This window comes from Devosia sp. 67-54 (genome assembly GCF_001899075.1).
Taxonomy (GTDB): Bacteria; Pseudomonadota; Alphaproteobacteria; order Rhizobiales; family Devosiaceae; genus Devosia_A.
The window spans coordinates 167,774-191,526 of sequence record NZ_MKVA01000006.1 but is presented as its reverse complement, the minus strand read 5'-3'; the positions used below and the strand labels follow the sequence as shown (position 1 = coordinate 191,526).

Here is a 23,753-nt window from a genome sequence, read left to right as displayed (position 1 = left end):
CCGGGCATAAGGCATAGGTCGACGGTCAAGCTTTGCTCTGATACGGACCGTTTCGCAATTGCTGGGCGAGAGCGATCAAAGGGCGAAGTGCAGGATTGGTATTCGACGTCAACCAGACAGCGCTCGCTTCGACCCTGCAGTCGGGTCCGAGGAGCGCCGAGAAGCTGAGGGCGTCAGTCCGCTGCGCCATCGCCCCCTCGCTGACCACCGCGTCGCCAAAGCCGAGCTCGACCATATGCAGCAACGTCTCGAAGCTGACGTCGTGGACCTGGATGTTCGGGCGGAAGCCAGGCGATGAGAGACGCGCCACAAGGAAGTCCTCGATCTCCGGACCCCGCCCCCCTTTGGTCACGATGAACCGACGGTCACGCAGGCTCGATAGTTCGACCGCGCCCACCGACAGACTTGCCGCCGTTCGTTGCTGAGCCACAAAGAGCCCCTCATCTCCAAGTCTCGTAGTCTCGCAGCGTGGAGCGACCGGCCGTCCGGTGACAAAGGCAATGTCAAGACGTCCATCGAGCACACCACCGACCGCAGCCTGCGTGGTGCTCTCCGAGAAGTGACACTCCACATCCGGGTGTCGCTCGCGGTACTGTCCCACCAATGCCCGCAAGAATCCATTGCGGAGCGAGGTGAACATCCCAATTCGCAACGATCCCATCTTGCTCGAGCGCGTCGCGTGCATGGCGCCAACAGCATTGGTGAAGTGCTGAGCTCCGACCACGGCCTCGTCGATGAACCTCTCTCCCGCCGATGTCAGTCGCACGCCGCGGTGGTCGCGATCGAAGATCGAAATACCCAGCCGTCCCTCGAGCTGTGCCACTCGCCGGCTGACGGTCGACTGGGGAATATCAAGCTTGGCTGCAGCCTGCCGGAAACTCCCCTGCTCTACGACCGCGAGCACGTACCGAAGATGACGTAGATCGAGTGATAGGTCGGGCAATTACTGTCTTTCTGAAAAAGTCGTTGGAGTTGTTCGTGGGGTGATCGCCGATCGGGCCCTCGACGCACATGCAGTTGGTCACGAGGGCATTGGGTTGCAGGATCGATCGAGCATTGCTCTAAAGAGAGGTAGTAAACGATCATGAGTTGCTTGACTTCGCCCCAGATCGAACATGGCTTTCGCGCAGCATGCCGACGTCCTCGACGATCGGGCTGCGACCGTCATCAAGTGGCCCTTGATACGCTTGAGATCGCGCATCACGTCCATGTGCGGGAAAGTCGTCTGCAGTGTGTCCGGGCCGCCGATCCTGAAGCCAGGCCCTATGGCGCTCGACCGAAACACGTTCCTTTAGCCGGACCGCAACCTTACCTTCCATCAGTCTCCGCGCGATCTGGGCGTCGCGATTGATGAACACCCGTTGGGCGAGGCGCAGGTTCTCGATCGTGTCGTGGACCAAGTCCTCGATCTCGGCCATTCCATCGGGGGAGTATTGGAGCTGGTTATCGATCTTCTTCATCGTGAGGCGCGACAGGCTGCGCTCGACGATGTCCCCTACGCGCTCAACGTTGATGGCGTAGTCGAGGACCGCGCTGACCCGCCCGCCCTGCCTCGTCGAGGTTCGTCCGGTCGATCCTTGCAAGGTAGAGTCTGATCGCCTCTTGGATCGCATCGACCTCATCGTCCAGACGGAAGACGCCTTGGCAGAGCAGCTCGTCATTGCTCTTGAGCGCAACGAGTGTGGTGTCGAGCACCCGTTCGACGAGGTCGTCAACGCGAAGAGTCTCGCGCATTGCAGCTGCTATCGCCGCGGGTGGATCGGCCAGTGCCGTCTCGTCTAATTGTCAAGGTGATGTACCTCCTGCAGTCGATGACCTATCGGGAAGAACAAGCGTCAGGAGGCGCGTCATCGGACCGACGATCGGCAGGAGGCCGCGGCCCCGACGAGGTCGATAGGCAGGAGAGTGGATGCCACCCGCGGCTTCACATCAACGACGCATGTTCGACTGCAACCGCATTTTCAAAAACGCGTCCTTCGCTCTCTCCCATCCATGGGAGAAGTGCCGGTGGGCGATCCGGGAGGACCGATGCCCACCGGCGTCCTGCCCGCGCGCCTCTGCACGGCCAGGAAGAGAAATTGCGAGCGCGGTGCGGAGTTAGCCTGAATAACGACTTAGGCATTGCCGGCGGTGCCCATTGAATTGGCGTCACTGTCATACTCGGACACCCCCTGCCCTTCCTAAGACCGGCAGTCATTTCCATTCGATCGAAATCGCTCATAGGATAGCAGATTGGCTGTTGTCAGCTGTCTCATCCCGATATCTCAAAGGCAGTAACTGCTTCGCAACGCCATATAGTATCGTCATAAAACTGTCATCCGCAATTCACTTGACAACGACGCATATCGCTCTTCATGATCGATATGGGTCATAAGAGCGACGAGGGGAAGGCCTTGCTCAATGCCGCCGAAGATCGCCAGGGGAAGATCGTTGAACTCCTGCGTGGTGAGACCTTTCTCGACATCCGCGGCCTGACCGAACGCTTTGGAATTTCGGTGGCGACCGCGAGGCGGGATCTCGCCGAGCTCGAAGAGGCTGGCCGTCTGCGGCGGACGCACGGCGGTGCGGTTCCCCTCAATCAGGTCGCTCAAGACTCGACGCATGCCGCCCGAGCTGTTGCTCATCAGACTGAGAAGGCGATCATCGCGGCGACGGCCGCAGGGATGATCGCCGATGGCGACGCTGTGTTGCTCGATGCCGGTACGACTGCTTTGGAAGTCGCCAAGCTGCTGGTGACGCGCCAGGGCCTAACGCTCATTTCGAACGGGGTCGACATCGTCGCCGAGTTGATCCGCGCCGAGATGCCGGATGTCTATTCGGTCGGGGGGGAATACACTGACTCTAATAGATCCTTCCGCGGGCCGCTGGCGGAACAGTTCATTCGTCAGTTCAACGCAGACAAGCTCATTCTCAACGCCAGCTCAATCGACCTCGATCGCGGACTGATCTTCACGGCATCGCCGATGAACGCAGCCGTGCAACGAGCCATGATCGAGGTGTCGAGCCGGGTGATCGTTGTAGCGGACCACTCGAAATTTGCGAAATCGAGCCTGTCGGTCACGGCGAAGATCGAGGACGTCGGTGCGATTGTGACCGATATCGGCGCCAAGAGCATCATCGATAACGCGCCAGAAGAACTGCGCAAGAAGCTTGTCATAGCGAACGCGGGCTCAAAGGCCCTCGCTAAGTAGTCTCAACCACAGAGCAGGGAGGTGAACCAAGTGCTCAAAACAACACGCAGGTCCTTTTTGATCGGTGCAGGCGCCGTCGCGCTAGCATCGACGTCGGGCGTCAATCTGGCCCTTGGGCAAGACCATCGCGAACTTCGGTTGGGTGTTAACGGATTGCCCAGAACGCTCGAGCCGATCAATGCCATCAGCAACGCTGGTCCTCGTATCATCGACCAGTTGTTCGACAAGCTCATCGTGCGTGACTACTTCGGCGACGGGGCATCGGGTGACGGCCACGGGCTGGTTGCCGGCCTTGCTGAAAGTTGGGAGCGCATTGACGGTAGTTCAGTGCGCTTCAAGCTTCGCAAAGGCGTCAAGTTCCATAACGGCGTGGAAATGACCGCTGACGATGTCGCCTACACGTTCTCCTCGGAACGGCTTTGGGGCGACGAAGCGATCAAGTCGATACCCAATGGTCGGGCCTTCTCGCCCAATTGGGACGAACCTGTGGTCGAGGATCAATACACGGTCGTCCTGCGCACGAAGACGCCGTCCGGGTTGATCGAAAAGTATGCTGCGTCATGGCTTGGGCCAATCGTTCCTAAGGAATACTACAAGGGACTTGGAGCGGATGGGTTCGGCAACAAGCCTGTCGGCACGGGCCCCTATAAGTTCGTCGATTTTCTCTCCAACGACCACGTCACGCTCGAGGCAAACAACAATTTCTGGGGCGACGCGCCAACGGCATCGAAGATCACCTACCAGGTCGTCGGCGAACCCGCCACGCGTGTTGCAGGCTTGATCAGCGGCGAGTACGACGTCGTCACGACGTTGACGCCCGATGACATGAAGCTGGTCGACGGCTACCCAGATCTGGAGACGCGTGGAACAGTGATCGAGAACATCCACATGTTCACGTTCAACTTCCACAAGCCGGAGCTGCAGTCCAAGGAACTGCGGCGAGCCATGTCGCTGTCCATCAATCGTCCGCTGATCGTCGAGGCGTTATGGCAAAACAAGGCAGTCATTCCGAACGGGTTCAACTTCCCGCACTACGGCGCGAGCTATGACCCCAAGTTGCCTACCTTCGAATACAACGTCGAAAAGGCGAAGCAACTTGTAGCCGCGAGCGGCTATGACGGCTCCCCCATCACCTATCGCACCGGCAGCTACTACGCCAACTCCATCCCTGCGATGACGATGATGATCGAAATGTGGAAGGACGTCGGCATCAACATCGTTCCTGAGATCGTAGCACCTGGGACCTCGGTGCCGGATGAGCAGGTGTGGATCAGAACCTGGTCCAACGGACAGTGGCTGACCGATGCTGTCACTACCCTTGTTTCCGAGTTTGGACCTCGGCGCGGCATTCAGACCCGGTGGGGTTGGCAGGCCCCGGCGGAGTTCAATGAGCTCTGTGACAAGGTCGAGCAGATGCCCGACGGCCCTGACAGGTTGGCTGCCTTCGATCGCTTACGCGAAATCTTTGATGAGGAGGCGCCGGCTGTTCTGCTCTATCAGCCCTTTGACGTCTATGGCGCGCGTAAGGACGTCAAATGGCGACCGGTGACTTTTGAGACGATGGATCTGCGGGCCGATAATCTCAGCTTTAGCTGAGATCGATCTGTCAAATTTGGCGGCGGCGCGCCTTTGTGCGCGCCGCATTCTTTGGGAGCACTCTGGTGTCTCGTCTCTTGACGGTTAGCGATCTGGTGATCCGGACGAGGGCGCTAAAAATCATCGACGGCATCAACCTTTCGCTTGAAGCAGGTGAAACGCTCGGTCTGGTTGGTGAATCTGGCTGCGGTAAGAGCATGACTTGCTATGCCATTGCCCGGATTCTGCCGCGCGGCGTCGCCCAGACCGGTGGCACGGTCGCATTCAACTGGGAGCCGCAAGGTCCCGCCAAAGAGGCACAGCCGCGGACCGCGATGATCTTTCAGGACTCAACCAGCAGCCTCAATCCAGTTCACACGATTGGCCACTACCTGGAATCGAGCCTCTACCGTCATCAGGGACTAAGGGGCAATGATGCTCGGTTGGAAGCCATGCGCCTTCTTGAGCGGGTGGGTATCGACCAGGCAAAAAGCCGGCTGCGGTGCTATCCGCACCAGTTTTCCGGCGGCATGAACCAGCGCGTCATGATCGCGCACGCGCTTTCAGTAAAGCCTGCTTTGCTCATTGCCGACGAACCCACGACGGCGCTCGATGTCACGACACAGGCTCAGATCCTCTACCTGTTGGAGGAGCTGAAGTCGGAAACAGGCATGGCCCTTCTGATCGTGTCGCATGACCTGGGTGTGATCTCGCGATTGGCGGACCGCGCGGCCGTGATGTACTGCGGCAAAATCGTCGAGACCGCGCCGATCGATGTCCTGGTTGAGAGAGCGGCGCATCCGTATGCGCATGCCCTCATTGACTGCATGCCGACTGTCGATCCGAAAGACATGGAACCGCCGACGCCAATCCCTGGGTCGGTTCCACTGCTCAACAATCTTCCGTCGGGATGCCATTTCCATCCACGCTGCCCTCGCGCGACGCAAGAATGCGAGGCGCGCTTTCCCGAAGTGGCCAGCATCAGTGCTGACCATCAGGCAGCTTGTTACCATCCGGTGCACGCATGACGCCGCCGCTCCTCGAGGCAACCGATCTCACGAAGGTCTTTCGGTTGAAATCTGGCCTATTCGGCAAGAGAGCCAGCCATACGGCGGTCAACGCCGTCAATCTGGAGCTGGCGCATCGGGAACGCATCGGAGTGGTCGGCGAGTCCGGCAGTGGGAAATCGACCCTTGGTCGCCTCCTGCTCGGCCTCACACCTCCGACGCTGGGCGAGGTGCGCTACAAGGGCAAGTCGCACGCGCAGAGGCGGTCGCGAGACTGGATGGCGTTTCGCAAGCAGACGTCCCTGGTGCAGCAGAGTCCCCAGGCGGCGCTCAATCCTCAGATGAGTGTTGGCAACCAAGTCGCCGAGCCGGTTTTGGTACACAAGGTCGGCAACCGAAATGAGGCCTTGGCGCGCGCAGCAGCGATACTCGAACGTGTCGGGCTGTCGAGCGGACTCATGAACCGCTTCCCCCATCAGTTGTCTGGCGGGCAGAGGCAGCGGGTCGTCATGGCACGGGCGCTGATCCTCGAGCCTGAACTGGTTATCTTCGACGAGGCCGTTTCTGCACTGGATGTTTCGGTGCAGGCCCAGGTGGTCGCGCAATTGCGTTCGCTGTGGCAGGAACTGGACCTTGCCTATGTGTTTATCACCCACGATCTGCGGATCGTCCGACACGTGGTCGATCGGATCGCCGTCATGTATTTGGGGCGCATTCTCGAGACCGGGGACATCAAGTCGGTCTATGAGTGGCCGCGCCATCCCTACACGAGGGCCTTGCTGGCCTCAGTGCCGACGATGGACCCGCGCATCCGCAACGTACGGCCGCCGATACAGGGTGAGCTCGACATCGCAAAGCTGTCGCAGGGTTGCGCCTTCCGCTCACGCTGTCCCTTCGCCATCGACAAGTGTGCCGCAGAGATACCGCCTCTGCGTGAGGTCGGGAATCAACAGGTGGCGTGTCATCGGGCCGAAGAGATGACCCCGGCGGCCACTGCGCAAATGGAGACCGCTTGATGGCGTCCTTTGTCATAGGGCGGCTCGTACGGGCCATTGTCGTGCTCATTCTCACCGTCACGTTTGTGTTTGTGGTTCTGCGCGTGAGCGGCGATCCAGCAGAGCAGATGCTGGGAGACCAATCGACGCCCGAAGCCTTGGCCGCCGTCCGGGCAAGCTGGGGCTTGGACAAGCCGATCCTTGAGCAATATGTGCTATATGTCGCTCACGTGGTTACCGGCGATTTCGGAAGGTCTTTTGCCGATAACCGGGACGCCTTTGCGGTCATCGTCGAACGCGCCCCGAAGACGCTTCTGGTGACCGTTCCGGCATTTGTCCTCAGCATACTCCTTGGGATTCCGGCCGGCGTCCTAGCGGCTATCCGACGCGATACGCCAATGGACAAGGCCGTCATGTCAGGCGCCGTGCTGGGGTACAGCGTTCCCAATTTCCTGCTGGGGCTCGCCTTCATCTTCATGTTCGCCGTCTGGTTGCGGGTATTGCCTAGCTCGGGCAGCTCCTCATGGCAGCATGCGATCCTGCCCATCGTCACTTTTGCGCTGACCAGCGCAGCGGCTATTTCGCGATTTGCGCGCGCCGCGCTGATCGAAGTGCTCGATCAGCCATACATCATCGCCGCCCGTGCAGACGGCATCGCTGACTGGGAAATCATCATCCGGCACGCGCTTCCGAACGCTGCGATTCCCATGGTGACGATGCTTGGCTTCGTTGCCGGCGGCCTGTTGGGCGGAGCGGTATTCGTGGAACAGGTATTTGCCTGGCCGGGCTTGGGAAGCGGTTTCGTGCGCGCCGTTACATTGGGTGATCTGAACGTGGTGCAGGCAGTGATCATCACGTTCACCGCCTTCATGGTCACCGTCAATCTGACCGTGGATGTTCTCTATGCGGTCCTCAATCCGAAAATTAGGCTTCAGAACAATGATCCAGGCTGAAGTGCTCACTTTGCCCAAGTCGAAGGTCTGGGATTTTGCCCGCCAAATTCCAGTCAGCATCTGGCTTTGCATCGTGTGGATCGCCGCTATCGTTCTTGTGGGTGCCGCCGCGAAGTGGATCGCACCCTACGACTACCTGCACCAGGCGCCGCTCTCCCGTTTCGCGGCGCCCGGTGCGCTGCCGGGTCACCTGCTGGGGACCGACTATCTGGGTAGAGACCTTCTCAGCAACATGCTGGTTGCAACTCAGACGTCATTGATGATTGCCCTGATCGGTTCGTTGATTTGCGCGTTCATCGGTACGACCCTTGGCTTCATAGCCGCACATTTTGGCGGTGCGATCGACAATGTGATCATGGGCTTTGCAGATGCCAAGGCCTCCGTCCCCTTCATTATCATCGCGCTCTTCGTCCTCGCGTTCTTTGGGTCCAATCCGGTATTTTTCGTTCTCCTGATCGGTTTTGCGGCTTTTGAACGCTATGCCCGCCTTACACGGGGCCTGGTCCTGGCCGCCAACCAGGAAGGCTATGCTGAAGCGGCGCGTATCGTAGGTGTTCCGTCGGTGCGCATTTACCTCCGTCACATTCTGCCAAACATCGCTGGTCCTCTTATCGTCCAGTTCACGGTGAACTTCCCCGACATCATCTTGTTGGAGAGCGGCCTGAGCTTTTTGGGACTGGGTATCCGGCCGCCGGCGACAAGCCTCGGGCTTATGGTCGCCGATGGCAGGCAATACATCGCGATCGCCTGGTGGCTCACAGCCTTGCCGGGCGTGATCATCGTGCTCACCACGCTGTCCATCAGTCTACTCGGCGACTATCTGCGTGATCGCGTCGACGCCCGCCTGCGCTAACAAGAGAAAGAAGAATGAACTCGCTACGAATGACACCGCAGACCATGCGGATTGCCGGCCACAGAGGTCACAGCGCCGGCGCGCCCGAGAACACGATGGCCGCTTTTCGGCTGGCCCGCGAACTCGGAGGAACAGGGGTAACCTGCGAAACCGACCTCTCGATGACGAGTGACGGAGAGTTCGTCCTCATCCATGACGAAACGGTGGATCGAACGACCAACTGGCACGGCCTAGTGCGCAACATGACCTATGCCGAGATTGCCGCACTTGATGCCGGCAGCTGGTTCGACGCCAAGTTTGCTGGCGAGCGCATTCCCCGACTGCGCGACGCGCTGCTCTATGCGCGAGACGCAGGGATCATCTACCAACTCGAGCTCAAGATATACGATCAGAACGACGTGATATTTCCCAAGCTGCGGGCTCTTATCGATGAACTCGATTGCGCCGACCTGCTGCAGTTCTCGTCTTTCGACTTTGTCCAGCTGCGAGCGGTCAAGAACCTCATTCCCGAGGTGCCGACTGTCGGCCTTTCGCACTCCAGGTTGATAGATCCGGCCGCCCTAGCGCGCGAGGCAAACGTCGATGCGATCAATCTCGAAATCCAGCATTTTCCTAGCGGAGAATCGTATCAGCTTCATGACGGCGGCTTCGCGGTCTTCTTGCATGTGCCACGCCCCGATCGGCTCGATAAGCTGAAACGCTACGGCGTGGATGTCGAGGCCCAAGTGGTTCAGTGGATCCGCGCGGGCCAGCTCGATCACATCATCAGTGACGACGTCGCCCAGATGGCCAGGATTAGGAATGAAGCTCGTGGCTGATTGGAACGGATCGGGCTTGTCTGGCCGGGGCAAGGAGTCCATCGTCGAGGACATCGCCCGGCAAGCCGGGGACATTGCACTCACCCACTTTCACTCGCTCGCAACAGTGCCAGTCGATAGCAAGGGGCATCTTGACCTGGTGACAGAGGCGGACAGGGAAGTGGAGAGATTCGTCATCGAGAGCCTGGGCCGAGCGTTTCCAGATGACGGTGTATTCGGGGAGGAAGGCGGTAATGTGCGTGGCGTGTCGGGTCGGGTTTGGGTAATCGATCCGATAGATGGCACGTTCAATTTCGTGCGTGGAGGCCAGAACTGGGCGATCTCGATTGGGCTCTATGAAGATCGACGACCGGCCTTCGGCGTCATCCATGCCCCTGTACGTGGCCTCACGCTAACGGGGGGTCAGGCGATCGAAACGCGCCTCAATGGCAAACCCATGCCACCGCTGCCCGACCTCGATCTGTCGCGGGCCGCCATGGGCATCGGCCTACATCCTTCGGTCGCGACCGACGACCGGCTGGAAGTAATCCGCTTCATTTCCGATGATCTGCGCATCAGTTTCCGGTGCTGCGGATCGGCTACATTGTCGCTGATCGAGGTCGCGATGGGCGAAACCGACGGCTACATCTCCCTGGGGGATTCGACCTGGGACGTTATGGCTGCCTTGCCCATTTTGAGTAGTCTTGGAGCCAAAGACACGATCGACTGGGACCATACCGAACTTGCTGACAAGCTGCGGTTCGCGTGCGGCAGCGAGGAGTTCGTAGAAAGGGTGCGCCCTTTGCTGGCGAGAGTGTCGCATGCGTAAGATCGGGCAAGCTGGGAATGCCAATTGAGACGAGAGGCGAATACCGCGCCGCCCACACATTGCCTTTAGCCGAGTTACGACGTCGCACAGTCGACGGTCGGGGAATTGCCGACATTCGCCTGCTGCAGGTCGAAGATGGGCCGGGCCGCGGTCAACGACTGTTGGTTGTGCGCAACGCCAACGGCATCGGATTCGAGATCGCTGTCGACCGTGGATTCGATATCTCAAGCGCGACCTGGCGCGGGATGAACATCGGCTGGAACAGTGCGAACAGCCTGCCGTGGCCATCCAATCCGGTCGATGCCGAAGACGGCATCGGGTTCTACCGCAACTTCGACGGTTTCATCGTGACGTGCGGTCTGGATCACATCGGCGGCGCCCACAGGGAGAATGCCAGCCGCTACATGCACAAGCACCGAAAAGAGATCTTCCATCCGCTGCACGGCCGGATTTCCAGCCAGCGTGCTTCGTTATCCGGGTATGGCATCGACTGGAGCAGAGATCGGCCAGTCATTTGGGCGGAGGCAGTCGTCCGGCAGAGCGCTGTATTCGGTGAGAACCTGGTCCTCCGTCGCTGCATCCATCTCGAGGTCTTCGGTAACGCAATCCATGTCGACGACGCTGTCGAGAACTGCGGCTACCGGCCGACGCCCCACGCGATCCTCTACCATGTCAACTTCGGCTATCCGTTCGTCGATCAATCCATCAAGATCGCGGGCGACATAGGTGCTGAAATGGCGTCCTCGTTCAATGCCGAAGACAAGCGCCCACGAGACGACTTCGTCGACTATTTCCAGGAGATGCCGGTCGACTCGGGGACGTCTACAGCCGAAATCGAGCTGCGAAACCCCAATCTGCTCGGTGGTGTACGAGCGTGCCTCTCGTTTTCGCAGATCGCGCTTCCAAATTTTGGAGTGTGGCGCGCATTTCAATCGGGTGTCTACGCGTTCGCCTTGGAGCCGACGCGACAATTTGATCCAGAAGGGACGGATTTGAATTCAACGGCACTGAGCCCAGGACAAAGGGCAACGTACTGCATCTCGATTGAGCTTGGACCGATACCGGCGCGGAGCGACGCTGCGATGGCAGCGTTTGGGGACTCTGAGAAGTGAGTTGTCGCCGCCATTCCGTTCGACCTCGATGCTCTGACCCTCACGCTTCACGTTCCGCCTAGAAACCGCCGATCACTTCCCGCCGGGGCACGCGGCGTCAACAAGGCTTGAGGCATGGCACTTGCTCAACTGGGACGACTGAGTCCCCAAGATCTCAACTCTCGTAGAGGCTTACTTTCCTGAACTGGCCGTCACTTCCCTTGCTGGTTCTCGGAACTTCGGGAGTCGCCAGCCGGGCGGTGGCGACCCAAAAGAATGCGGGGCCATAGCCCTAGGTTCGGGGGCCTCGATGTGAGTGCGTGTCCGCGCCAACGACGCCTCCGTCACAGCATGACGAAGGTCGATCAGCGAACCTCGAGCAACGCCTCGATGTCGTTGTCGTAGGCGGCGTCGGCGACGGAGCTGACCTTGGTATGGGTCCCCGCCCCGCTCAGCATGGCGAGCAGGTTAGCCTTGCCGCGCTGTTATTGGCCGTGTGCCGGGCGCCCCGGAGGTAGCAGCACCCGTGTCCCCCGACAGACAATGATCATCTCTGTCTCCCAGTAGGTCCTGCCCTCGGCGATTCATAACGGGCCCTCGCGCTCGCTCCGCGAATAGTTCGCATGCTCGAGCGGCTGACCGCCCGGCGAGGCGCGGAATCGCATGATGCAAGTGCAGCGCCAGCAACTGTATTCGAGGCGCAACCGCGCCAAACCCGATCGTCAGCGATCACTGGTGATCGAGAGCAACACGCGATCGCGGTGGCGGTCGTGGTCAGGCATGAACGCCATTCGGCGCACGTTCTGGCACGAGTCCAGTCACTGACAAGGTTCTGGATCCTAGGCGATTTCGCCGACCTAAGGCGTGGCGCCGTGGACATGGCCTGCACCATGTGGCTGCGGGAGGAGGCGGCCGACAGCAAGAGCTGCGCAACGCGCGCGGGGCATGTCTGGGTTTGCTCGCCGATAGTCACCCTCCCCGCCTGGCCGCGGAGATAATACCCCTCTCAAGCAGGTGCCGATTTCGAGGCGTTCAATCACGCAATCTTCCTAAGGTTATCTTGACGAACCGCGATCCGCCCAAAAAACTATTCAGCAGTCTGTTGGGTGACCTGCATGTGCGGCGTATGAAATGGTTCCAGTAGCGCCATCGATGCGAGGGGAATGGGCTTGAGCGGTGCGCGAATGTGGTACGCGCCAATATCGGCCGGCGACCTTCCGAGTTCCCTTGCCATGATGCCTGTCACCGGCAATCCGCATATCCGTCCCTGGCAAGGACCCATGCCACATCGGCTGAAGAATTTGGTCTGGTTCGGACCCAGGCTGCCCAACTGGGTGGTCTGCGCAATCTCGCCAGCTGTGACTTCTTCGCACCTGCAAACGATCGTCTCGCCTGCTGGAGCGGTGATCCACCCTGGCGGGCGGTACAGCATATCGAGGAACGGCCGAATACGGTGTTGCGCCCTGAGGGCCCTGCGCAGAGGATAGACACGCTGATCCCGCTGGCTTGCCGAAAGTCGACCCAGAGCGTGGGCGGCTCCGATGGCCGCCAAACGCCCCTCCAGCTCGGCCGCGACCGCGCCGGCTATCCCGCCTCCATCCCCGGCCACCCGCAATCCTGAAAGGCTTGTCTGGCAAGATTCGTCACGGCGCGGATGCCATGCCTGCTGGCGACTATTCCAGTCGTGATCCACGCGAAGCAGCCGGGATATCTGCGTATTAGGGACCACGCCATGGTGCAGCAACACAGTATCGGCTTCGAGGCGGCGGCCGCGCGATCCCTCTTTGAAAGACACAGCGTTCACCCGATCCGTCCCCTCGATGAGAAGGTCGCTTGCAGCACTGTACCAAGGTATCCCCGCCTGCCTTATGCACCGCATCATGCCGAGCCCCTTCAGGAGCATCTTTGGCGCCAGCAACGCCCCCGGCAGAAACGGGACGGCGCCGATCACATTTCCACGCGGCGAGGTTTCGACGATCCCGGTGATCGTGGCGCCTGCAGAAAGGAGCTGGCAGGCGACCAGTAAAAGCAGTGGCCCCCCTCCAATAAGGACGATCCGACCCGAGGGCACAGACCCACCGGATTTGAGCGCTATCTGGGCGGCGCCAGCGTTGAGCACACCCGGCAAGGTCCAACCCGGAAAGGGCGAGGCGCGCTCCATCGCGCCAGTCGCAACAATGAGCTGTGCGGACTTGATCTGCAGACTGCGCCCCCGATGCAACGCCGTGACCGTTAGGTCCGGCGCAACATCCCAGACCGTAGCTCCCAAGAACTTCTCACACGACGACGCAACAAAAGCCCCCGCCAAGTCCCGACCACGAACATAGTCTGGTCCCAATATCGTAGACAGCTCCGGCCCCACTTTCTCGATATTGCGGTAGATTTGCCCGCCGGGCAGGCGCTGCTCTTCGAGAACCGCGACATTCAACCCAAGCTCAGCGCCCGCAATGGCCGCAGCCATACCCGCCGGACCAGCACCAATCACAACCAGATCATGCGTCATGCTGGGCCTCTGCGCGGCGTGCGCCTTCGGGTAGGTGGACGTTCATTCCGTCAACCACCTCGATCATGCAGGATTGCACGTTCTGCCGGCCGTCAACCTCGACAAGGCATTCGAAACACACGCCCATCAGGCAAAGGGGGGAGCGTGGAGCACCAGAAACCGCAGACCGCCGTATCGGCACGACACCGGCCTCCATGAGCGCGAGGGCCAGGGATAGGCCCGCACGAACACTCACGTTGCGACGATCGACCCGAATGGTGACGGTCTCAGACTGTGGCAGTGCCGCCATGTGCCTAAACATGGAAGCGCTCCGCCTTGAAATCTTGAATTGCGGGCGGCTCCGAGCCACCGTGTATCCACGCCGCGATCGAGCCCATGTGGTGTGGCACCAGGGTGATGCCCGAATGGCAGGTGACCACGAACGCGCCGGGGTACTCCCGAGATTGCTGATAGATGGGATAGCCATCGGGCGTCATCACCCTCAGCGCACCCCAAGTTCGAACGATGTTCAGATCGGCGAGGATCGGAAACGAGCGCAGCGCCCGCTCCGCGATGCCGGACAGGACATCCGTCGTCGATCGGTCATCAAAGCCGACGTCCTCCTTGGAGTCGCCGATCTGCACCCCTCCGTCGCCCGTCTGACGTACCGTTGCCAACGGCAAATCGAGGAACGGCAACACTCTTTCCGTGATCAATATCTGGCCGCGCATTGGCGCGACAGGCACGTCGAGCCCAACCATCGGCCCCAAACGCGCGCTACCCAGGCCCGCGGCAAGAACCACTTTGGGAGCAAGGTGGGCGGCAGTGCCGCTCCGGACACAAAAGACGCCATCGCAGTACTCGATCGCGTCAACATGCTGGCCTGGGAGAATTTCCGTCTGGAGAGAGTTCAAACCCTCAGCCAGCGCCCGCAACAGCCTGATAGGACTAACGTGGCCATCCGTGGAGCTGTAGGAAGCACCTACGACCTTCGTCCCAATATACGGGCACAGCTCGCGCAGCTCGACAGCGTCGAGCATTTCAAATGAGTAGTCGGGGCCTACGTCGCGGGCGAGGCCGCTCAAGGTCCGAGACCGCTGTTCTAGTTCCGAGTCGCTGAGGCACAGCGACAAACCGCCCGGCTGGGAAAGCTGGAGGTCGATCCCAGTGCGTGCAGTCAACTCATCCCGCACTCCTGCCCATAAACGCGCGGCTTCCATCGACCATCGCGCGTAGGCAGGCTTGCCCACTCCCTTCCCCTGCACCCAGACGAGACCGAAATTGCCACGTGCCGCACGGAAAGCATCATCACCTTCGTCGAGCACGCGCACGCGCTCTCCTGCACGCGCAAGCCCATAAGCAACGGACATGCCGACAACGCCGCCACCAATAACCACCGTGTCGATGGGCTTTCCTACGCTCATGCTTTGCCACCGAGAATGCGATCCAGCCCGAACAGCCGGTCGAGGACGATCATAAGCACCAGCGTCAGAGCGATCAGGACGGTGGAGATTGCAGCGAGCAAGGGATCGATCGTGTTGGCGATGTAGTTGTACATCCGGACCGGGAGCGTCGTCGTGCCGGCGCTAGACACGAAGATCGACATCGTGAGTTCGTCGAAACTGGTGACGAAAGCGATTATCCAACCACCTGCTATGCCGGGTACGAGCTGCGGAAGCTCTATGCGTCGAAAAGCCGCCCAAGCAGAGGCCCCCAGCGATCTGGCGGCCTGACTAAGCGCGTGGTCGTATCCAGCCGCCGCTGCGATGACGAGGCGAAGCACATAGGGCAACACAACGACCATATGTGCAGCAACCAGCCCCGCAAGGGAACCAGTCATCCCCAGGTGAGACAGAAGTCGCAAAATCGCGATACCCAAAACGATAGCCGGTAGCATGAGCGGCGACATCAGCAACGCGAGAGCAAGATCGCGGGCAGGGAAGCGATGCCAAGCGATCGCCATGGCCGCTGGAACAGCAAGCACGACCGCCAACGTGGCAGCGGTCGCGCCCAAGGCGAGACTAAGCCAAAACGAGTCGATGAAGCTCTTCTGGTTCCAGATGGCCTGAAACCAGCGCAGCGAAGCACCGTCAAATGGAAAGGAGATGTAACCCTTGTCCGTGAAGGAGACGAGGACAACAACTGCCAGCGGCGCCACCATGAACAGAACGAACAGCCAGTGGAAAATGTGAAGGGCAATGGGCGTCCGGCTCATTGAAACGCCTGCTTGTAACGGCGCTCGACGAAGCGGCTGACGCCGACGGAGATCACCAGGACGATCACGAGCAACACCAGCGCCAGTGCGGCACCAAGCGGCCAGTTCAGGTAGTTCAGGAACTCGTCATAGATCGTCGTGGATACGACCTTGAGACGCCGGCCGCCGATAATGGCAGGGGTGGCGAAAGCGCTGGAAGCCAGTGCGAAGACGATCAGTCCGCCTGACAGAACACCCGGAAGAACTTGGGGCAAAACGATTCTTGTCAGCGTGGTGAGCGGGCCGGCGCCGAGCGACTCCGCCGCCTGCTCCGTCGCCGGATCGAGCTTTTGCAGCGAGGTCCAAACGGCCAGCACTACAAACGGAACGAGCACATGCACCAAGGCGATGGCCATGCCGGTAAAAGTGTACATCAGTCGTATCGGCTCAGAGATTAGGCCAATGGACAACAGCACACGGTTTATGACGCCCTCGTTGCCAAGCAGGATCGTCCAGCCAAGCGTTCGCACAACGACTGAAATGAGCAGCGGGCCAAGGACCACCACGAAGGCGATGGCGCGCATGAAAGGGGACAAACGGGCCAGGATATACGCCTCGGGCGCGCCGATCAGGATCGATACGCCCGTGACGATGAGCGCCAACAAGAAGGTGCGTAAGAAAATTTCCTGGTAGTAGCCGTCCGTCGCGATCTCGACGTAATTGGCCATGGTAAACCCGTCCCCGATGCCATCGGCATAGGTGAACGGCAGAAAACTCAGCGAGAGCGTCAGGAGCAGCGGTAGCGCCACGAGCGCAAGCGCAGCCAGCAGACCAGGCCCAACAAGCCCATAGGGAAGAAGCAATCGCTTGGTCATGACGCCGCTCCCCGCGCGACGACACGGGCATTCTCCGCTGCCCATACCAAGCCGACTGCATCACCTTCGACTGCTTTTGGCAGACCCACATTGGTGTCAATCACCTGCATTGGTCCAACCGGGGTATCGAGCTGATACAGCCAGCGATCTCCGAGGAAGACCCGCGCCGTGACCTGGCCACGCACGAGACCACCTGCTGCAGCAAAGGTAATTTTTTCGGGCCGGATGATGTAGTCGACCGCGCCGCTCATGCCCGCCAGGTCCGCAGGAAGTTCCTGATCGCCAACCAGCACGCTCGCGCCGGACACGTCGCCCGCCAGGACGTTGGACTTACCCAGGAAAGTCGATGCGAAGCGTCCGCTCGGATGCTCATACATCGCGAAGGGTTCGGCTACCTGTTCGACGCTGCCGTTGTTGAGCAGGACAACGCGGTCGGCCAGAGACATAGCCTCCACTTGATCATGCGTTACCATGATAGTTGTGATGCCGAGCCTTTTCTGCAGTGCGCGGAGTTCGATCTGCATCTCCTCACGCAGCAGGGCGTCGAGGGCGCCCATGGGCTCGTCCAAGAGCAGCACGGAAGGCTCGATGACTAGGGCGCGGGCCAATGCAACGCGCTGGCGCTGGCCGCCTGAAAGTTGGCGCGGATAGCGATCGGCAAATCCGTCGAGTCGAACCAGATCCAGCATGTGCGCGACACGCTCCCGACGTTCGCGCTTCGCTATTGCGCGCATTTCCAGGCCAAAGGCAACATTCGCCGCGACCGTCATGTGGGGAAACAGCGCATAGCTCTGAAAGACGATTCCCAGGCCGCGCTTGCTAGGCCCCAAGCGGGTGATGTCGGCGCCGTTGAGAATAATGCGCCCCTCGGTCGGCTCGACGAACCCGGCGATCATCTGGAGTGTGGTTGTCTTGCCGCAACCGGAAGGGCCAAGCAGACAAACGAATTCCCCCTCCCCGATGGACAGGCTGCATTCCTTTACGGCGACGAACTCACCGTAGGCCTTCCTCAGGCTCTCTAGTTTCAGAAAAGCCATATTGTTTCCCAGTCCTGCGGCTTTGACACCGCACGTTTCTTCTTTGGTCGGGCGAACGTCGCATCGCTGTGTCGGCCACATCATGCCTTAAGCAGCAATGTTTGCGCCCACCCGCTAGGGGTCAGATGACAAAAAGGCATACAATGCCTCCAGGTCCATCGGTAAGCGTGAAGTTCCTTGCGCAGCAGTGCTACCAGCTGATATCGATGTCACTATAAGGACCAGCTGTCGTCAAGGAAAAGAAAAACAATGTCACTGTATATGCGCAGATGTTATGTATCATGTCGCTGCTGAGCCTACGTCAAATCGAGATGTTCCGCGCCGTGATGATCTGCGGCAGCATTACTGGCGCGGCCAACCTTATGAACCTGACCCAACCCGGCGTCAGTCGTACCATCGCGATGCTCGAAGGACGGCTGGGCTACGCACTATTCGTCAGGAAGGGCCGTAGAATCATCCCAACGGTCGAGGCCGAAGCACTCTACCGAGAAGTAGAGAAGAGCTATCGCAGCATCGAATATGTTGGGCAGATCGCGGCAGATATAGGCCTGCAGCGGGCGGGGGCACTCCGCATCGCCACTTTGCCAGCGCTTGCCCAATGGCTCGTTCCGCAGGCGTTGGGACATTTCCTGTCGTCGCGTCCCAAAGTCAGCGCGTTTATTGAGAGCATGTCATCCCGCCAAATTGCCGAACTAGTTTCGACGCGACAGTTCGACGTAGGAATCGTCGAAATGCCGACATTCCGTGAGGCGATTCAAGTGCGACCATTGCCGCCTATCCCCTATGTGGCGGTGATCCCGACGATTCATCGCCTGGCGGGCCAGAGCCTGATTTCCCTCAAAGACCTGCATGGTGAGCGTATGGTTTTGCTGTCGCAGCACAGTTTCGTGCGACATCAGATTGACAGTATGTTGTCTGGATTGGGCGTCGTGCCACAGGTCGTCGTGGAGACGCCCAGTGCTTCGATTGCCTGCGGCCTGGCGGCGGCGGGCATCGGGATAACGCTGGTCGGGTGGTCGACCGCCAAGCCGACCGACGGCCTTGGGGTGTCCGTAAAACCGCTTCTTGAGCCCTTCGGAGTTAATCTCGCTGTCATCTTTCCAGAGATGGACAGGGCCTCCCAGTTGGCAGCAGCTTTTGCGGAAGACCTTCAGGCGTTTGTGGAGGGAGCATCGCGTCCGGGCCGCAATAACCCTGCCTGCTGAGGCTGAACCGACGGGCCTGTTGGGACGCTCGGCCGAGCTACGTCCATGTCTGCTGCGCGTTCGAAGGCATGCGCCACCTGAAGGAGCAAAGGCTCCTGAAACGGCTTGGCCGCAATCTGCACCGCGACCGGAAGATTATGATCACCAAAGCCGGAGCGAACGGAGATAGCCGGCCAACCTGTCACGTTAAACGGCTTGGCAAAACTCGAGCTCGTTAGAAAACCCCACTTGGTCACGCTGCCGATTGGCGGAGCTTCGTTCACGGCGCCGGGCGTCGCTATCACGTCAACTCCTGAGGCGGCCTCGAGGGTCAAGACGCACAGTTCGGACCGGCGGCGTAGCGCCTGAAGATAATCGGCGCCGCTTATGAGGGCACCTAGCGCTACGCGGTCACGGAAGATCTCACCATAGTCCGCGAAGCGCTCGCGCATCCATGGTTCGTGGATAGCGAAGGCTTCGCAAAGCATGATAGCGATTGTGACAGCCTGATAGTCCCGCAGGGCCGGCATATCCAGTTCGACAATCTGTGCTCCCTGCGCTCTCCAGATTGAAAGTGCGTTCTCATAGGCTCGGCGGACAGCTTCACTGACCGTGCACTCGGTCTCGTGCCAGCGGGGAACCACTCCGATCCGGACTCCCTTCGCGTGGCGTCCGAGCCTGGCCGAAAAGTCTGGCGCGAGTCGGCACCGGCTGGCGGGATCGCGCGGATCATGTCCTGCGACCGCTTGCAGGAGAATCGCACAATCTTCAACGGTCCAGGCGAGTACACCGGGATGATCGAGCGAGAAGGCCAGTGGCAGCACACCCGTCCGGCTGCACAAGCCAAAGGTCGGCTTGAGACCCGCGACGCCGCATAGGGCAGCCGGCTCCCGGATCGACCCGCCTGTATCCGAGCCTGTTGCACCCAACACCAAGCCGGCGGCTATTGCGGCGGCCGACCCGCTGGAGGATCCGGACGTGAATCGCTCAATATCCCATGGATTGCGGGCCGGGGGCCACGGCAGATCAAATGACGGGCCGCCTAAGGCGAATTCGTGCGTCGTCAGCTTGCCGAGCATGACCGTACCGGCGTCTGCCAACAACGTCACCACATGCGCGTCTTCAGCCGGGAACCAACGGTCCAAGAGCCTGGAATGCGCTGTCGTCGCGATACCTCGCGTCGCAAAGATGTCCTTGTGGGCGATAGGTACGCCATCTAGCCTGCCGCGCAGCGTACCGGCCATCATCCGACTCTCTGCGGCCTTCGCCTCCTGTCGCGCGCGATCCTCTGTAATGGCTATGAAGCAATGGAGATCGCCATCGAGCGCCGAAATGCGAGCAACGCAATGCTCCACCAACTCCACCGGCGAAAGCTTGCGGGCGGCGATCAGGCGGGCCGCATCAGCAATGGTGGGCGTCAGCATCAGGGCCTGCCGCCATCGTCGTCGGTCGACGCGTTCCAGGCATCCGCTCTGAATATCTGCGCCGGCTCGACAACAGGGTCGCGCCCCTCTGCCCGTACCAACTCCAGGATCGGCTCCAGCAGGAACCAAGCCTGCTGGAGTTCCTCGATCTCTGCCTGGGAGACCGTTAGGCCTGCACGACGGAGAAGAATTTCAACAGCGCTGCGGGAGAGCCTGCCCATGGGCGGCTCCGTTTCGGGTGAATGGGTCAACTCTGGCGCCTCGTGAGTGAAAGGCGCCGCAGGTCGTCGAGCAATGGGCTCAGTTCGCCATTTTCCATCGCGCCAACTGACCGCAAGAGATCCATCCTTTCGGTCTGGCCGAGAACACCTGCGGACGCGGCTATGAATTTCGCTTCCAGTTCCCCCCACGTAAGCGGACTGCTGGCCTCCCCCCTAGGCGCCATCACCTCAGAAACGAAACGCCTTCCAGCGGTGACGACGATCACGCGCGCCAAAGTTTCCGTCGGGAATCTCGCATCCAGCACCGGGTCAAGCGTAACCGAGACCCGCTCGGCCAGCACCTCCACCTCTTTTCGTCCCAGCGCCTCGGGGCCCAGAGGCAGCAACGATTCCTGTCCGACAAGCGCGGCGAGCGCCAGGCAATACGGGATGCTGTATTGAACATCGACAAGGTGACGCGGGCGAGGCGAATTGGCTATGCGCAAGGCCCCGCTATAAGTCTGGACTTCGATTGCCTCGATGGCGCGTGGGTCAAGTCTATGTTGCTGAATCACGTTCAGCAAGCACTCAAGCGGCGCGTGCACGTGTCGGCAGCAGGCATAGAGCTTGAAGTACGAACGGCCTATATGCTGCGACGCGCCCAGGCCAAGATCGACTGGAAACCGGTAGTGTAGCGTGCTGTCGAGGATATTCCGCGGGCCGGTATGCCCTGCCTCGGCCAGTCGGAGCGCTGTCAGTCCCGTCACTACTGACCAGGCGATGCCTTCCTTCACGTCGCTGCCTTCGGGCCGCAGCGGTTGCGGTGGCGCACTGGCGAACAACTGATTGGGTGCACTTTCGCCCGCTATCGCTAACGCATGCGCGATGATCGGAGACTCCGTCCGCCGCAATGCTGCGGCCGTGGCAACGACCGCATAGGACGACCACGTTCCAGTGTTGCCATAGGTGAGGCGTGCCGCTCCGATTGTGACGCCAACCTCGTAGCCTATCACGATGGCGCCAACCACTTCTGTCAGCGAAGCTCCAGTTTCGTGCGCAAGCGCAATCGCTGTCGGGATCACTGCCGCCCCGGGGTGCCCTCGGGCCATCCGGTGGCCATCGTCAAGATCGACCGCAGCAGCGGCAGCGCTATTGGCCCAGGCTGCTCCGACAGCGGATGAACAAAGTCCTGAAAACCAGATGGGTACGGTACCTTCGGCCATGGTCGTGATTGCCGTTGCCCGAACAGCGGAAGCGCCCGAGTTCTGCACCCCCGCCGCAGCCGCGCCCAAGAGATCGAGGATAGACCGTCTCACCGCCGCCGCAGTCTGCGCCTGCACGGGCCGACCGCGGGCGGACGTGACATAGGCGGCAAGCCGGTGAACAACGCTCCGCCGATCAATCTGATCGGCGGAGCTCCAAGTCGAGGCCAGTTCCTGGGAGGACGACCGCCTCAACGCTCGATTTCTCGGTTCCAGCGGTCAGTCCATCCGGCCCGGGCGGGGTTAATCACCGAGTAGTCAACGGACTGCAGGGATTTCACCTTGTCCTCGCCGAACACGACTTTTGCTTCGACCTCCGGCGCGAGCTTCGTGTTCGGGTTGACCGGACCAAGGCCGGTTGCCTCCGTGAAGATCGCCTGGACTTCGGGGCTCAGCAGGTGCTGGATGAACGCTTGGGCCTGCTCAGGGTGCGGCGCATTCGCGACGGCGCAGACTTGGCTCAGGATCACCATCGCACCTTCCTGCGGATAGACGAACTTCACCGGGGCGCCCTGCCCAGCAAGGATCGCCGTGCGGGCATTGTTCCAGACGCCGAGTGCCGCCTCGCCCGTTTGCAGCAGTTCGGCAATCTTGCCCGGATTGGGTTCGAATGCCAGCACGCCAGGCTTTATCCGCTTCATGGCCTCGAAGCCGGGATCGATGTTCCGCTCGCTACCACCATTGAGCCTCGCCTGCATGACCAGCGTGAGCAGGCCGAAACCGTTGCTGATCGGGGGGATGATAATCTTGCCAGCATATTTGGGATCTTCGAGATCTTTCCACGACGTCGGCGCCGGCCATCCGTTCTTGTCGAATACCTCCGTGTTGTAGACGAGGCCCGTCGCGCCGTAGCCGAGTCCGATCGCGAAATCCCCTTCGACGCGGGCGCTCGGATACACGGCATTGGAATTCGGCCCAGCCGCTAGCGGAGCGCACAGGCCTGCCTGAATGGCCGTGTTCATCGGACCGTCATCGACAATCGCGACGGAAAGCTCCGGGTTGTCCTTCTGGGCTTGGAGCTTGGCGACGGTGTCCGTCGAATTGCCCGCGACATAAACGACCTTGATGCCGGAGGTGGCCTCAAACGATGGAATGATCTTCTCGACGAAGGCCGTCTCCACCGAACCACCGAACCCTGCGACATACATCGTGTCCTGGGCGCTGCTAATCCCCACAGTCAGCAAAAGTGATGCGCTTATAACGGCTAGGCATTTAGCGTAGATTTGCATTGCGTTCCCCTTTGAACCAGCGATTGAGAGCCGATTGGCTCACCAAAGGCTCCCTTTTCAGCCTGCGGCCTAAGCCATTATAAGCATGAGGCGTCGCATGAATAATCAGAATATTACCGCTCTTTATGCCATGTTGGTATATAGAAGGGCGAAACGTATTGCGTGAGTCACGACCTCGATCCAGTGAGTTCCCGAGACCGGCGGTCGTCAGAGAACAAGCACCTGTGGCGCAGCGAAGTCCCGTGCGATCTGCTAAGATCCCGCGATTGCGTGAATGCGCCTGGTTCCAGAAGACTGGGTCGTTGCCTTGGGGTTCCGAATAGATCTTGTTGTGCGTCGGAAGGTATCCGTTCCGGTCCACCGCCATACAGGCGGTGAGGCGCGGGCCAAAGGCAAGTACGGGCTCCTGTATGGGCGGAAGGAGGCGGTCGGTAAGCGGCACAACCCGGGAGAGCAATTGCTGCGATCAGTTCCTGCGACCGCTCTGTAGTCGGTGTCGAACAGGTCCGCACTTGGGATGGCCTTCTCGACGATGGCGGCTTCGAGCGCCTTGCTAACTTGCTCGGCCGTCTTTC

General features: G+C 60.3%; 23 protein-coding genes. 10 read left to right on the top strand and 13 right to left on the bottom strand.

Features of this window, described 5'->3' with window-relative positions; genetic code table 11:
* Positions 1-25: 25 nt before the first annotated feature.
* The 3 genes from BGO82_RS12235 to BGO82_RS21055 all read right to left on the bottom strand — a co-directional run bounded on the left by BGO82_RS12235 (position 26) and on the right by BGO82_RS21055 (position 1,734).
* Complete coding sequence (locus BGO82_RS12235; protein ID WP_291305880.1) at positions 26-943, bottom strand: LysR family transcriptional regulator; 918 nt, start codon at positions 941-943, stop codon at positions 26-28.
* A gap of 139 nt (positions 944-1,082) precedes the next feature.
* Positions 1,083-1,583 carry a hypothetical protein gene (locus BGO82_RS12230; RefSeq protein WP_291305879.1) on the bottom strand — a complete coding sequence of 167 codons (501 nt, stop codon included), beginning with the start codon at positions 1,581-1,583 and terminating at the stop codon, positions 1,083-1,085.
* Complete coding sequence (locus BGO82_RS21055; RefSeq protein ID WP_366246947.1) at positions 1,504-1,734, bottom strand: PhoU domain-containing protein; 231 nt, start codon at positions 1,732-1,734, stop codon at positions 1,504-1,506. Before BGO82_RS21055 ends, BGO82_RS12230 begins: the two co-directional genes overlap by 80 nt.
* Before the next feature lie 620 nt (positions 1,735-2,354).
* Between BGO82_RS21055 and BGO82_RS12220 the strand changes: the two genes are divergently transcribed.
* From BGO82_RS12220 to BGO82_RS12180, 9 genes are all read left to right on the top strand, one after another.
* Positions 2,355-3,191 carry a DeoR/GlpR family DNA-binding transcription regulator gene (locus BGO82_RS12220; RefSeq protein ID WP_291305877.1) on the top strand — a complete coding sequence of 279 codons (837 nt, stop codon included), beginning with the start codon at positions 2,355-2,357 and terminating at the stop codon, positions 3,189-3,191.
* Between the two features lie 21 nt (positions 3,192-3,212).
* Positions 3,213-4,787 carry an ABC transporter substrate-binding protein gene (locus tag BGO82_RS12215; protein ID WP_291305876.1) on the top strand — a complete coding sequence of 525 codons (1,575 nt, stop codon included), beginning with the start codon at positions 3,213-3,215 and terminating at the stop codon, positions 4,785-4,787.
* Positions 4,788-4,852: 65 nt separating this feature from the next.
* A complete protein-coding gene (locus BGO82_RS12210) occupies positions 4,853-5,794 on the top strand; it encodes an ABC transporter ATP-binding protein (protein WP_291305875.1) in 942 nt (313 codons plus the stop codon).
* Positions 5,791-6,789 carry an oligopeptide/dipeptide ABC transporter ATP-binding protein gene (locus tag BGO82_RS12205; RefSeq protein ID WP_291305874.1) on the top strand — a complete coding sequence of 333 codons (999 nt, stop codon included), beginning with the start codon at positions 5,791-5,793 and terminating at the stop codon, positions 6,787-6,789. Before BGO82_RS12210 ends, BGO82_RS12205 begins: the two co-directional genes overlap by 4 nt.
* Complete coding sequence (locus BGO82_RS12200; RefSeq protein WP_291305873.1) at positions 6,789-7,721, top strand: ABC transporter permease; 933 nt, start codon at positions 6,789-6,791, stop codon at positions 7,719-7,721. Before BGO82_RS12205 ends, BGO82_RS12200 begins: the two co-directional genes overlap by 1 nt.
* Positions 7,708-8,574: an ABC transporter permease gene (locus tag BGO82_RS12195; RefSeq protein ID WP_291305872.1), complete on the top strand. Its 867-nt coding sequence runs from the start codon at positions 7,708-7,710 to the stop codon at positions 8,572-8,574. Before BGO82_RS12200 ends, BGO82_RS12195 begins: the two co-directional genes overlap by 14 nt.
* A gap of 29 nt (positions 8,575-8,603) precedes the next feature.
* On the top strand, positions 8,604-9,392 hold the full coding sequence (locus tag BGO82_RS12190; protein ID WP_366246945.1) for a glycerophosphodiester phosphodiesterase family protein: 789 nt from the start codon (positions 8,604-8,606) through the stop codon (positions 9,390-9,392).
* Positions 9,376-10,200, top strand: coding sequence for an inositol monophosphatase family protein (locus BGO82_RS12185; RefSeq protein WP_291305870.1), 825 nt, complete (start codon positions 9,376-9,378; stop codon positions 10,198-10,200). Before BGO82_RS12190 ends, BGO82_RS12185 begins: the two co-directional genes overlap by 17 nt.
* A 17-nt stretch (positions 10,201-10,217) precedes the next feature.
* A complete protein-coding gene (locus BGO82_RS12180; RefSeq protein ID WP_291305869.1) occupies positions 10,218-11,312 on the top strand; it encodes a DUF4432 family protein in 1,095 nt (364 codons plus the stop codon).
* A gap of 1,066 nt (positions 11,313-12,378) precedes the next feature.
* Here BGO82_RS12180 and BGO82_RS12175 read toward each other — a convergent pair.
* From BGO82_RS12175 to BGO82_RS12150, 6 genes are read right to left on the bottom strand one after another with little or no spacing between them, the layout of a single operon-like run.
* Entirely contained in the window at positions 12,379-13,794 is a 1,416-nt protein-coding gene (locus BGO82_RS12175) for an NAD(P)/FAD-dependent oxidoreductase (RefSeq protein ID WP_291305868.1), read from the bottom strand.
* Positions 13,784-14,083 carry a (2Fe-2S)-binding protein gene (locus BGO82_RS12170; RefSeq protein ID WP_291306046.1) on the bottom strand — a complete coding sequence of 100 codons (300 nt, stop codon included), beginning with the start codon at positions 14,081-14,083 and terminating at the stop codon, positions 13,784-13,786. The genes BGO82_RS12175 and BGO82_RS12170 overlap by 11 nt, the downstream gene beginning before the upstream one ends.
* Before the next feature lie 4 nt (positions 14,084-14,087).
* Entirely contained in the window at positions 14,088-15,197 is a 1,110-nt protein-coding gene (locus BGO82_RS12165) for an FAD-binding oxidoreductase (RefSeq protein WP_291305867.1), read from the bottom strand.
* On the bottom strand, positions 15,194-15,988 hold the full coding sequence (locus tag BGO82_RS12160; protein ID WP_291305866.1) for an ABC transporter permease: 795 nt from the start codon (positions 15,986-15,988) through the stop codon (positions 15,194-15,196). The genes BGO82_RS12165 and BGO82_RS12160 overlap by 4 nt, the downstream gene beginning before the upstream one ends.
* Positions 15,985-16,842 (bottom strand): ABC transporter permease, encoded by an 858-nt coding sequence (locus tag BGO82_RS12155; protein WP_291305865.1) that lies wholly within the window; start codon positions 16,840-16,842, stop codon positions 15,985-15,987. Before BGO82_RS12155 ends, BGO82_RS12160 begins: the two co-directional genes overlap by 4 nt.
* A complete protein-coding gene (locus BGO82_RS12150; protein WP_291305864.1) occupies positions 16,839-17,879 on the bottom strand; it encodes an ABC transporter ATP-binding protein in 1,041 nt (346 codons plus the stop codon). Before BGO82_RS12150 ends, BGO82_RS12155 begins: the two co-directional genes overlap by 4 nt.
* 281 nt (positions 17,880-18,160) lie before the next feature.
* Between BGO82_RS12150 and BGO82_RS12145 the strand changes: the two genes are divergently transcribed.
* Complete coding sequence (locus BGO82_RS12145; protein ID WP_291305863.1) at positions 18,161-19,084, top strand: LysR substrate-binding domain-containing protein; 924 nt, start codon at positions 18,161-18,163, stop codon at positions 19,082-19,084.
* Here BGO82_RS12145 and BGO82_RS12140 read toward each other — a convergent pair.
* From BGO82_RS12140 to BGO82_RS12125, 4 genes are read right to left on the bottom strand one after another with little or no spacing between them, the layout of a single operon-like run.
* Entirely contained in the window at positions 19,030-20,487 is a 1,458-nt protein-coding gene (locus tag BGO82_RS12140) for an amidase (protein ID WP_291305862.1), read from the bottom strand. The two genes, BGO82_RS12145 and BGO82_RS12140, sit on opposite strands and share 55 nt — an antisense overlap.
* Positions 20,487-20,708 carry a hypothetical protein gene (locus tag BGO82_RS12135; RefSeq protein ID WP_291305861.1) on the bottom strand — a complete coding sequence of 74 codons (222 nt, stop codon included), beginning with the start codon at positions 20,706-20,708 and terminating at the stop codon, positions 20,487-20,489. The genes BGO82_RS12140 and BGO82_RS12135 overlap by 1 nt, the downstream gene beginning before the upstream one ends.
* 26 nt (positions 20,709-20,734) lie before the next feature.
* Positions 20,735-22,144 carry an MmgE/PrpD family protein gene (locus tag BGO82_RS12130; RefSeq protein ID WP_291305860.1) on the bottom strand — a complete coding sequence of 470 codons (1,410 nt, stop codon included), beginning with the start codon at positions 22,142-22,144 and terminating at the stop codon, positions 20,735-20,737.
* Positions 22,141-23,178, bottom strand: a complete 1,038-nt coding sequence (locus tag BGO82_RS12125; RefSeq protein WP_291305859.1) for an ABC transporter substrate-binding protein — start codon at positions 23,176-23,178, stop codon at positions 22,141-22,143. The genes BGO82_RS12130 and BGO82_RS12125 overlap by 4 nt, the downstream gene beginning before the upstream one ends.
* Between the last annotated feature and the right edge of the window lie 575 nt (positions 23,179-23,753).

Bases quoted from the DNA above. Each gene is read 5' to 3' on its own strand.
- BGO82_RS21055 (WP_366246947.1), bottom strand. From the start codon at position 1,734: ATGCGCGAGACTCTTCGCGTTGACGACCTCGTCGAACGGGTGCTCGAC.
- BGO82_RS12180 (WP_291305869.1), top strand. From the start codon at position 10,218: ATGCCAATTGAGACGAGAGGCGAATACCGCGCCGCCCACACATTGCCT.
- BGO82_RS12160 (WP_291305866.1), bottom strand. From the start codon at position 15,988: ATGAGCCGGACGCCCATTGCCCTTCACATTTTCCACTGGCTGTTCGTT.
- BGO82_RS12220 (WP_291305877.1), top strand. From the start codon at position 2,355: ATGATCGATATGGGTCATAAGAGCGACGAGGGGAAGGCCTTGCTCAAT.
- BGO82_RS12195 (WP_291305872.1), top strand. From the start codon at position 7,708: ATGATCCAGGCTGAAGTGCTCACTTTGCCCAAGTCGAAGGTCTGGGAT.
- BGO82_RS12150 (WP_291305864.1), bottom strand. From the start codon at position 17,879: ATGGCTTTTCTGAAACTAGAGAGCCTGAGGAAGGCCTACGGTGAGTTC.
- BGO82_RS12205 (WP_291305874.1), top strand. From the start codon at position 5,791: ATGACGCCGCCGCTCCTCGAGGCAACCGATCTCACGAAGGTCTTTCGG.
- BGO82_RS12135 (WP_291305861.1), bottom strand. From the start codon at position 20,708: ATGGGCAGGCTCTCCCGCAGCGCTGTTGAAATTCTTCTCCGTCGTGCA.
- BGO82_RS12190 (WP_366246945.1), top strand. From the start codon at position 8,604: ATGACACCGCAGACCATGCGGATTGCCGGCCACAGAGGTCACAGCGCC.
- BGO82_RS12175 (WP_291305868.1), bottom strand. From the start codon at position 13,794: ATGACGCATGATCTGGTTGTGATTGGTGCTGGTCCGGCGGGTATGGCT.
- BGO82_RS12170 (WP_291306046.1), bottom strand. From the start codon at position 14,083: ATGGCGGCACTGCCACAGTCTGAGACCGTCACCATTCGGGTCGATCGT.
- BGO82_RS12125 (WP_291305859.1), bottom strand. From the start codon at position 23,178: ATGCAAATCTACGCTAAATGCCTAGCCGTTATAAGCGCATCACTTTTG.
- BGO82_RS12155 (WP_291305865.1), bottom strand. From the start codon at position 16,842: ATGACCAAGCGATTGCTTCTTCCCTATGGGCTTGTTGGGCCTGGTCTG.
- BGO82_RS12185 (WP_291305870.1), top strand. From the start codon at position 9,376: ATGAAGCTCGTGGCTGATTGGAACGGATCGGGCTTGTCTGGCCGGGGC.
- BGO82_RS12165 (WP_291305867.1), bottom strand. From the start codon at position 15,197: ATGAGCGTAGGAAAGCCCATCGACACGGTGGTTATTGGTGGCGGCGTT.
- BGO82_RS12200 (WP_291305873.1), top strand. From the start codon at position 6,789: ATGGCGTCCTTTGTCATAGGGCGGCTCGTACGGGCCATTGTCGTGCTC.
- BGO82_RS12145 (WP_291305863.1), top strand. From the start codon at position 18,161: ATGTCGCTGCTGAGCCTACGTCAAATCGAGATGTTCCGCGCCGTGATG.
- BGO82_RS12140 (WP_291305862.1), bottom strand. From the start codon at position 20,487: ATGCTGACGCCCACCATTGCTGATGCGGCCCGCCTGATCGCCGCCCGC.